This window comes from Pueribacillus theae (assembly GCF_003097615.1).
Classification (GTDB): domain Bacteria; phylum Bacillota; class Bacilli; order Bacillales; family UBA6769; genus Pueribacillus; species Pueribacillus theae.
The window spans coordinates 1-9,274 of sequence record NZ_QCZG01000069.1 but is presented as its reverse complement, the minus strand read 5'-3'; the positions used below and the strand labels follow the sequence as shown (position 1 = coordinate 9,274).

The 9,274-nt window shown below is 41.0% G+C and carries 14 protein-coding genes; 6 read left to right on the top strand and 8 right to left on the bottom strand.

What is annotated here, in order from left to right; all coding sequences use genetic code 11:
• Positions 1–108 precede the first annotated feature (108 nt).
• From DCC39_RS18075 to DCC39_RS18060, 5 genes are all read left to right on the top strand, one after another.
• A complete protein-coding gene (locus DCC39_RS18075; RefSeq protein WP_116556284.1) occupies positions 109–3,411 on the top strand; it encodes a phage tail spike protein in 3,303 nt (1,100 codons plus the stop codon).
• Positions 3,392–3,547 carry a hypothetical protein gene (locus DCC39_RS19230; protein ID WP_165820934.1) on the top strand — a complete coding sequence of 52 codons (156 nt, stop codon included), beginning with the start codon at positions 3,392–3,394 and terminating at the stop codon, positions 3,545–3,547. The genes DCC39_RS18075 and DCC39_RS19230 overlap by 20 nt, the downstream gene beginning before the upstream one ends.
• A complete protein-coding gene (locus tag DCC39_RS18070; RefSeq protein WP_116556283.1) occupies positions 3,544–3,765 on the top strand; it encodes a hypothetical protein in 222 nt (73 codons plus the stop codon). The genes DCC39_RS19230 and DCC39_RS18070 overlap by 4 nt, the downstream gene beginning before the upstream one ends.
• A gap of 64 nt (positions 3,766–3,829) precedes the next feature.
• Positions 3,830–4,276 carry a phage holin family protein gene (locus DCC39_RS18065; protein ID WP_116556282.1) on the top strand — a complete coding sequence of 149 codons (447 nt, stop codon included), beginning with the start codon at positions 3,830–3,832 and terminating at the stop codon, positions 4,274–4,276.
• A gap of 46 nt (positions 4,277–4,322) precedes the next feature.
• A complete protein-coding gene (locus DCC39_RS18060) occupies positions 4,323–5,303 on the top strand; it encodes an N-acetylmuramoyl-L-alanine amidase (protein WP_165820933.1) in 981 nt (326 codons plus the stop codon).
• Positions 5,304–5,322: 19 nt separating this feature from the next.
• Here DCC39_RS18060 and DCC39_RS19225 read toward each other — a convergent pair whose 3' ends face one another.
• The 8 genes from DCC39_RS19225 to DCC39_RS18030 form a co-directional block, all read right to left on the bottom strand.
• Entirely contained in the window at positions 5,323–5,475 is a 153-nt protein-coding gene (locus DCC39_RS19225; protein ID WP_165820932.1) for a hypothetical protein, read from the bottom strand.
• Positions 5,476–5,504: 29 nt separating this feature from the next.
• Positions 5,505–5,987, bottom strand: a complete 483-nt coding sequence (locus DCC39_RS18055) for a hypothetical protein (RefSeq protein WP_116556280.1) — start codon at positions 5,985–5,987, stop codon at positions 5,505–5,507.
• 57 nt (positions 5,988–6,044) lie between these two features.
• On the bottom strand, positions 6,045–6,419 hold the full coding sequence (locus tag DCC39_RS18050) for a hypothetical protein (RefSeq protein WP_116556279.1): 375 nt from the start codon (positions 6,417–6,419) through the stop codon (positions 6,045–6,047).
• Positions 6,420–6,514: 95 nt separating this feature from the next.
• Positions 6,515–6,655, bottom strand: a complete 141-nt coding sequence (locus tag DCC39_RS19220; protein ID WP_165820931.1) for a hypothetical protein — start codon at positions 6,653–6,655, stop codon at positions 6,515–6,517.
• A gap of 215 nt (positions 6,656–6,870) precedes the next feature.
• A complete protein-coding gene (locus tag DCC39_RS18045; RefSeq protein WP_116556278.1) occupies positions 6,871–7,149 on the bottom strand; it encodes a hypothetical protein in 279 nt (92 codons plus the stop codon).
• Positions 7,146–7,601, bottom strand: coding sequence for a hypothetical protein (locus tag DCC39_RS18040; protein WP_116556277.1), 456 nt, complete (start codon positions 7,599–7,601; stop codon positions 7,146–7,148). The genes DCC39_RS18045 and DCC39_RS18040 overlap by 4 nt, the downstream gene beginning before the upstream one ends.
• 20 nt (positions 7,602–7,621) lie before the next feature.
• Positions 7,622–8,011 carry a hypothetical protein gene (locus DCC39_RS18035; RefSeq protein WP_116556276.1) on the bottom strand — a complete coding sequence of 130 codons (390 nt, stop codon included), beginning with the start codon at positions 8,009–8,011 and terminating at the stop codon, positions 7,622–7,624.
• Between the two features lie 130 nt (positions 8,012–8,141).
• The gene (locus DCC39_RS18030; RefSeq protein WP_116556275.1) at positions 8,142–8,372 is read right to left on the bottom strand and encodes a helix-turn-helix domain-containing protein; all 231 of its coding nucleotides are present in this window, start codon (positions 8,370–8,372) and stop codon (positions 8,142–8,144) included.
• A 142-nt stretch (positions 8,373–8,514) separates the two neighbouring features.
• On the opposite strand from DCC39_RS18030, the gene DCC39_RS18025 reads away from it, so the two are divergent.
• Positions 8,515–8,928 (top strand): hypothetical protein, encoded by a 414-nt coding sequence (locus tag DCC39_RS18025; RefSeq protein ID WP_116556274.1) that lies wholly within the window; start codon positions 8,515–8,517, stop codon positions 8,926–8,928.
• Positions 8,929–9,274: the final 346 nt, after the last annotated feature.

Here is a 9,274-nt window from a genome sequence, read left to right as displayed (position 1 = left end):
AGTGCTGTGATCCATGTTTACTTTACAATCTATAGCGATTAATTTAAAAAAGTTAACTAAGAGTCCTCCAGGGCTCTTTTTCTATTCTCCTAGAAAGGAGGTTAGTCTTTGTTTAATAGTAAAAAATTTAACGAAGGCCTTTTTAATGCTGACGGAACGAATGAGGTCCAAGCGTCGTTTATATCCGTTACTTATTCGGAATCATCGTTTTCAGCTGAAATCGTTGACCCGAACAGTTTCCGTTCTGTCTCTGTTTCCGCATCGAGTATTAAATATCAAGTATATGTTTTTACGCAGTTCCAATCTGAAACACTAACCGATTCCAGCCTAATTCCTTTTATAAACGTATTCGGCAGCTTTACTTCTAGCACATCCACAACGTCCAGTGTGTACGGCTTTCAGCGAGTGTTTGGCTCGTTTAATTCCGAAACAATCAGCACGTCACATTTTTCCGGAGTCAGTGAAAAAATTGACCATAGAAAAGACGCAGAACTGTATATCTTTTCACAGGATGACGAGCTGCTTACTATCATATCAGCATCCACAGGGCTTGTTAGCGCACCGTTTAGAGACGAGTTAAACCAGGTGCCTAGCGAGCCTTTTATATTCACTGTGGAAGCCAACGAAGAAAGGGCGCAGTTTATTAAAGAAGAAAACCGCGTCGTTTTTCGTGACAGGGAAGAGCGCTTCAGAGAATTTGTCATTAAGGAAATCGACGACTTGGATGGCATTAATGGCCCTGAAACACAAGCTACCTGCCTTCCTGCCTGGATTGATGAATTGAGCGAGAATTACGTGTTAGACAAGCGGTATCAAGATAAGGAAGCACAGCTTGCTTTAGATGATGCCTTAGCCGGCACTCGCTATGAAGGCACTGCGGAAGCGTCCCTCGGTTTAGCCAGTACAAACTTTTACCGCTTATCTAGTGTAGACTGTATTTGGAAAATCATCGACACGTGGGGCGGCGATGTTACGGATGAAGTTGAACTGGAAAACGGGCGCATCAATAAACGTAAAATCCTAATCAAACAACGTTTAGGAGCAAACAGAGGTTTGCGTTTTGAAATCGACCATAACATCGAGGAAATCGAGCGTACAATTCTAAGCTATCCTAAAACCGCCTTATATGGTTGGGGCGCATCGTTGGAACTGTATGACGAAGAAACCGGCGAAGCGACGGGCGGCCATTCACGGTATATCGACTTTGCGGATGTGGAATGGTCCACAGCGAAAGGCGATCCAGTCGATAAACCGAAAGGGCAAAAATGGGTAGGCGATCCGGATGCTTTGTTAATGTATGGCCGCAAGCATAAAGGCCAGCTGCTGCATCGTTATGGCGAGTTTTCCAACCAAGACTATGAGACACCTGAAGAACTGCTGCAGGCAACGTGGGAAGCTTTACAGAAGGCTAAGAAGTTACAAGTAAACTACCGATTGAGTGTGGATTTGCTCGACAAAAAAACGGAACTCGGTGACGGTGCTGTCGCTATTGACAGGGAATTTGCTAGACCGATTGAAGTCCAAACTAGAATCATCGCCATTGAATATGATTTGCTCGACATTGACGGAACCACAGTCGTTGAAATGGGCGAATTCCTGAATCTGTCTGACGACCGTCTTGATGACCTGATTGAAGAAATCGAAAAGAATCGCCCGGACTGGGAAAAGCCAGTGGATGATGATAGTTTTCCGGATTTGAAACCCGGCAGAATTGTAAATGTTGAGGTTGTAGGCGGGTTTAAATCGATTCAGCTTTACTGGGACTATGCTAGCAAAGTCTATATTTCGCACTACGAAGTATACGGAAGTCAGATACAAGGTTTTATCCCTTCCCCCGCTAATTTACTTGCTAAAGGAAAAATGTCAGCATTTAACCACGAGGTTGACACCGACCAGCGTTGGTATTATCGGATAAGGGCGGTTAATACTCGAGGCACACCTGGTGACTTTAGCCAAGAAGTCACGGCCAGCACCGTCCGAATTATATCGGATGATATCCTCTTTGGCCCGGATATTGCAGCAGAGTTGCGCGAGTTGTCTAAGGTAGCAGATATCCTGGCTGACAGGACAATAACATTCGAAAAGTTCAGCAACGCTGTTAAAGACGCTTCCGGCACACGCATCAGCGGCGATTTAATCAGTGTGGATGGGACGAGTTATATCGCAACGGGTGTTATCGGCACTGCTGCTATTGCGAACGCCGCAATCACGAATTTAAAAATCGGACAGGGTGCTGTTGACACGTTCCAAATTCAAGACGGGGCCATAACAAACGCGAAAATACACGATTTAAGCGCGGACAAAATTAACGCCGGAGCCATCCGGGGTATTGATATTTACGGGGCAAAATTCCGGTCCTCTGACGGCTGGTCTTATATGGAAATCCGCGGCGGCAATGCAGTATTTACACAAAACACGGGTGAGGAATTATACCTTACACCGAATGGAATCAGTGGTTACAGCAGTTCCGGCTCTAGGATATTTCGTTTAGACAGGACGCTCGTCACATCGTCTGCACTCGGCACCAATGAAGCTAACGTTTATCTTGGCGCCCGCTCAGGATATGAGGCCCGCGTTGTCGATTATAACGGCATACCTGGTGACGGGTTTGTTGGTAGTTACTCTTATTTGCCCCTCCGAGCATCGGGCGTATATGCCAACTTTATAAACGTCAACGCAGGCGGCACAGCAGGCACCCATATTTATGTCAGGCCGCTTTCGGGCTCAGAAATGAGGGTGACGCGTAATGATACCACAACAGACTATCAAGATGCTCGCGTGGATAAACTTTTTGCGAATGTAGTTGAAAACAACAGCTTGCAAGGTACATCTTCACATCTTTATTTACGGCCACGTTCAGGTGGCGAAATTAGGGCCACGTCAGCGGGAAGTACTACAAGCTACGCAGACGTACGGATGAATAACATTTTCGCTAATGCCATCGATGTGAACGGGTTAACATCAGCAAATCATCTGTATTTAAGAACGGTTAACAATGGATGGGTACGTGTAACGAACAACGGAACGACGGACCAATGGCGCGGCATCCAGGCGCGTGAGTTTGACGCACAATCAAGCAGAGAGTTAAAGACGAACATTGTACCTTTGGATAATATTGGCCTTTCTACTGTGAAAGACTTAACCGTAGTTGCTTACGAGTTGAAAGACGATATTCAAAATGGCCTTTATGTTCCTCAAGTTGGGCTGATTGCGGAAGATAGTGTAGCTGTTACCGGACGTGACGGAAAGGCAATTAATCTGTATAAATTATCATCGTATAATACAAAAGCGATTCAAGAACTTGATACGAAGCTTGAGGACAAAATTAATTGGTTAAAAATCGAAAATCAGCATTTGAAAAATGAAATAAAATTGTTAAAGGAGCGCATTAATGAACCAAGATGTAAATAACATAATTGATAATCTATCAGCAGAGTGGGCGCAGGACATGGCGAATGCCAAACGTAAGATTGCTATTTTGGTAGAGGAAAATCGGCTGCTTAGAGAAGAAAATGAATCGCTTAAAAAGGAAGGTGATAAGGAATGAGATACGAGTTTAGGGAAACCAGTTCAAACGCCGTAGAGCAGGACGGGCAGCACTTCCGCCGGGTTTATTTTACCGGTGGGGATAGCACAGGGGAATTGACGATTAACGGGTATATCCCGATGGTTCCTGCTCTAGAGTATTTCCAGGCGGGCATCGATGGCACAATTAACGACTTAATACGTGAACACGTTATGACTAAACTAACAGGAGCCGAATAAGGCTTTTTTATTTTGCAGAAATAGAGAAGGGGGACATTTAAAAAATGACGGAGGAGATTGAAAAATGGGCGGTGTTAATTTGGAACATTTAGAGGTTGTCCGATTTTATCTTTTTGGTGACGTGAAATTTTTGCATTTGCTGTTGTTGTTAATGGGGTTAGACATAGTTACAGGTGTTGCAAAGGCGCTTAAAAACAACAATCTGTGGTCAAGAAAAAGTCTTTTTGGATATGCTAGGAAACTTTTGATTTTAGTCGTGATTATTCTAGCAAATGTCATAGACCAAATACTCGGGATGAACGGGGCGATCACATACGCAACCGTTCTTTTTTATATTGCAAATGAGGGCTTGTCTATCCTTGAAAACATGGCCGAACTCGGTGTTTTAGTCCCGACAGATTTAGCTGAAAAACTCAAAGTCATTGAAAACAAAGATAAGAGTTTTGTTGAAGAGGTGCAAGAAGAATTAACGGGCCAAAACATTGATGAAGAATTGAAAAATAATGAGTGACGCAAAAAGCGTTGCTCTTTTTTATTTTGTAAAGGAGAGGGTAAGTATGAAGACAATATATTTTTGTGCCGGACATGGAAAACATACACCGGGTAAACGTTCACCATCTGGAAAATTTGAAGAACGTGAATGGTTTTTTAATAATGAAGTAGCTTTAGCATTTGAAAAGCAAATGAAACTTTATGAAGGTGTATCTTTACACCGAACTGATGATAGAACAGGTGAAAGAGACGTTCCTCTAGCTGAAAGAACAAATAAAGCAAACAGAGCGGGAGCAGATATCTACATTTCCTTCCACCATAATGCCTATCAAAGTAAATGGGGCAATCATACAGGTGTAGAAACATTTTATCATGCTGGCTCGACAAAAGGAAAAGCACTAGCTCAAGCAGTACATCCTTCGGTTGTTAAAGCCTATGGGTTAAAAGACAGGGGATTGAAAACCAATAATCTTCATATTACAAGAGAAACAAAAATGCCTGCAATTCTGATTGAAGGTGGTTTTATGGATTCAACCATCGATATTGAAAGGTTACGGGATAAGTCTATCTTGTGCAATGCTGGAAAAATGATTGCTGATGCAGTGGCAAAACATCTTGGATTGAAAAAGAAATCCGAAAATTCTTCTCCTGCAGTAAAGTCGCCTAGCCAACCTAACAAGCCTGCGTCACCCAAGCCTAGCAAGCCCGAAAGCGCTTCCTTAACCGTTGATGGTAAATGGGGTAGCGATACCACTAGAGCATTGCAAAAAGCACTAGGGACAACTGTTGATGGCATCATAAGCAACCAGCCGCGCAATGATGTTACAAATGCACTTTATGGCGGTATTACATGGGGAAGCCAAGGCAGCCCTATGATTCGGGCCCTGCAAAGAAAAGTCGGCGCTAAAGCAGACGGAAAACTCGGCCCTGAAACGATTCGAAAACTTCAAAAATATCTCGGTACTCCTGTTGATGGCGTTATTAGTAGGCCGTCTTCAACGATGGTAAAAGAGTTGCAGCGCCGTTTAAATAAAGGCAATTTCTAAGAATAAAAATGGCCCGCGGTTAGCGGGCTTTACTCCTTTTATATCGAAGTTCATAGGATGCATTTATCGAATCGTTAGTTTCTTTAAGTAGTCGCGTCGCTTCCTCAACTTTACCTTTTTCGAGCAGATAGATAGCTTCAGTAATGATGTTTTCGAGCATTACTTTATCCATTTTTTCCTCCTTTCAGACGAGTTTTTCGGTCAATAATATCCGTAAAAATCGATGAACAAAACATCAACTTCGTCCCTGGTTTCAATCCAACGTACATGTACCGGAAACAGCCCGGTTGGCGTTACTAGTTTAAAAGAATTCTTGCTGCCTGAATCCTTAACTGTAAATAGAGTTGTTTTCTTTTCCTTCACTTTTTTAATTTGCTTTGTCAGTTCAACATTAAACCCTTCACGCTCATCAATTCCCCCGACATTCACTCTATTGTTTTCTTCAAATTCAAAAAGATCCACTTCATCTAAATTTATATCGTTATGAGTAATTAAAATGCTCGCCATCTTACCTTCTTGAGTTTCGGCGTAAACAATCCATGTTCCGGGTGTGACTGGTGCTTGCATGAATCCATTGAAACGTTTATCGTATGTACCAAATTCCAAAATACCGCTATTGATTTCAATACAACCAACCTTTTTAAATCGCCGAACTGGTTTGAAGCCGTCTTTTATTTTAATCATTTTTATTTTCCTTCCTTGGATTCGGTTGTTCCCTCAATATTATCCAAGTATTCTTGTCTAGCATGCTTTATCACCTTGCAGCTTACTTAAAATTTGAGGTAAGCGTTCGTTCAAGAAATATTTCTTGCATTCAGTCCACGTTTCGTAGTGGCTTAGGAAGATTGCTTCATCGTAGTTGCTTCCTGCAAAGTTGTCATGGTTTCTAAAGCTAATTTCAACGCTACTACAAAAACCTTTGCCTGGCTCCCATTTTTCGCTAATTGTTAAGTATGCCGATTCAGATTGTCTGCTGAAATCCAAGTCGATATCAAATCGATCACCGTACTTGTTTTCCAAGTAGCTCTCTAATGCTTCGTAGCGTTTTTGCAAGTATTCAATGATATGTAGAGGTAATCTAACGTTGCTTTCTAATTTGTAGTTTCCGATTCTCATTTTCATCGGCTCCTTAGGATTTTAATTATATGCCATCCCTTGTTGTTATCTTTATAATACCATTTATGTAATGACATGTCAATACATATTTTAAATTATTTTTGATTTTCTTTTATATATTTTTCGATCCAATTTCTAATTAAAAGGGAAGGTGTTTGAGCGTTTTCTTCTGCAATCTTTTTAAACTTATCGCGTAGTTCTTCCTCTATACGTATGTTTATATTGACTTTTTTCATTGAATCCACTCCCTCCTTCGCAATTATACCGATTGACAAGCAACCACTTCTATTTTATATTTAATTTACTTGATCAAGTTGGGTACCCACATCTTACCTATGAGGACTTGAAACAATAAAAATGTATAGGGTACCGAGCGTTATCCATACCTTACCTATGAGGACTTGAAACAATAGAAGTACCCAGGATAACGCTCTATCTTACAGGCTCGCTGTTACTGGCGAGCCTTTGCCATTTCTAGAATGTAATCAGTACCGCCAATATTTTCAATGACGATTTCAGCGTCTTCAGATTTAACCGGCTCGTAATCGTAAAATTCGCCGGCTGCCATGTCATGCCAAGCCATTTCGCTATGGTTTCCGTCAATTCCGGCGAACATTCCAAGCGTCCAACCGTCCCGCTCTTGTTCAGCATCAACGCCTGTTATTGCAACGAAACGGTTTCCTCGTTCTACTAGACTGCCTCCGACGTTTTTGAATACTTTGATTTTCATAGTACATCCTCCTTAACAAATTCTTTCCAGCCTAATTTTTCAAATGTTTTTCTAAGTGTCCTATCCGCAGGAGCGACACCGGCTGGATGTTCAATGAAAAAACTATAGAACGGGTCATGACGATCGTTCATGAATGGGTCTACATGGTATTCCCATCCGAATGTAAGTCCTCCTGTCGTTGTGTACGAGACGCCATATGCGTCTACTTCAAATTTTACACGTGCCCAATTAACACCATTTCCTGTTGGGCGGTCGAGGATGGCATTAGTTGCCAGCGAGGCGACTACATCTTTTTCGTCCGTAGGCAAGACGGGAAAAGATCGTTTAAATTCGTCATTTTCATCTACTTTTGATACTACACTGTTAAAAATAAGCGCGTCATGTACCGAAAAGCTCGCATCTGCCAACTCTTTGATTCCTTCTTCAAATACAGTAAAATCTTTTTTAAACATTTTCTTTTCCCCCTGTTTTTTTATTCTTCTTTCATTTTCATTTGTTCAGCGTACTCAATGCTGTCAAGGAAACGAATATCAATCCATTTTGATGCGCTTTCTTCTTTCATCAATTCGTTGATGTAGTTGAAGTATTCTTCTTTTGTTACGTCGAAGAATCCGAAGAAGCCAGGGTCTCTTTCAAGCAAACCTTTCATTTTTTCAACGTTTTTGATGAACTTTTCGCGAATGTCTTCAGCCCACTTGATTTGCTTTTCGCTACCTATTAGTTTAGGAAGTTCGTTCACAGCATTTTTCACCTCCTTCCAAGCGAGCTTGAGGGATTCAGCGATGTATTCAATTGCTTTTCCACCGAATTTTTTAGCGCCTTCTTTCGCCATTTCCCAAGCTCTTTTCATTACGTTTCTCATTTTTTTATTCCTCCTTTGATTTGTTACTCTTAGTATAAATGTTATGTATTGACATGTCAATACATTTTATAAATCTTTTTTAATTTTCTTTTCGACAAAATAAGACAAACAAAAAATAGCGCCCTAAGCGCTACATGTGGAAATAATCATCCGGTACAGATTCACCAAGCTTGTCTAATGCCTTTTTTATCTTCGTCACAGTAGAAAACTTTGGCCTATATTCCTTGTCATTGCAAAGTCTAGAAATCGTCCTCCTGCTCAATCCTGACAACTTTTCAATCTCTAATTGTGTAATTTCTTTCTTATCAATCCAGCTCCCAAACTTAGTTCGTGACTTTCCTAACCCAAAAAACGAAAACATTTGCTCCACTCCTATTTTTTAGAAACAGTATCGCCAGGAGCAAAATTTTTCATACATGCAAAAAAGTAACATAACGGACAAGCCTTGATTAATACGCTTTATTAAAGGCGTCATGTGACGTCAATTCGAAAGGAGTGTTTACATGTACCGTCCAACAGTCCGCTATGATGACGTCTATAAAAAGTATGTGAACGACGTCTTTCACGCAACAAATTTGGATCGTAATCAAATTATTCGACTTGCATTATTTTTATTGCCGCACACGAAAGAGGGGCAGGAATTTTTATCTCAACATTTAAAAAAAGATTTCTCCCTCCCTTCCGCGCGCTGGATGGTTAACGATGGATGGCTATGGATGGAAAGACAAGGAAAATCAAGGCTTGAGGGAGGGACGTCAGGTAAGGAAGTCAGCGTTAAAAATAACAGCAGGGAGGATGGACGTCATGAAAATAAAGAGGGATATTCACGGCCGTTATCACGACGAGAGGGGGAGGTTTACCAAAATAGAACTGGAACCGGGGGAATTAGAATTGTTGTTGGAGGAAGTCAGGCTTAAACAAATTAGCGAACACACTTATGAACGCGATAACGAAGAATTTATTTTTGAGGAAAAAAGAAGGCCGGATGAAATATTCATGAATATCGCAACCGGCTGCATATTTTTGTTTATAACTTTTGGATGGGTGAAGATTTTATAATCTTATATAATAGGTAGAAACTCAATCACATGCGAGTGACCATTAAGTGACCAACGAGTGACTAAAAGGTATTTTTATTGATTTTTAATGACTAACGTTGAAAATCAAAAAGATAATAAATACAGTCATATCAAGGTTTTGATAATCAATGACTTTCTCTGATAGTTCCTACTATAATCATGGTAAGGAAGGGGTCGCAGGTTC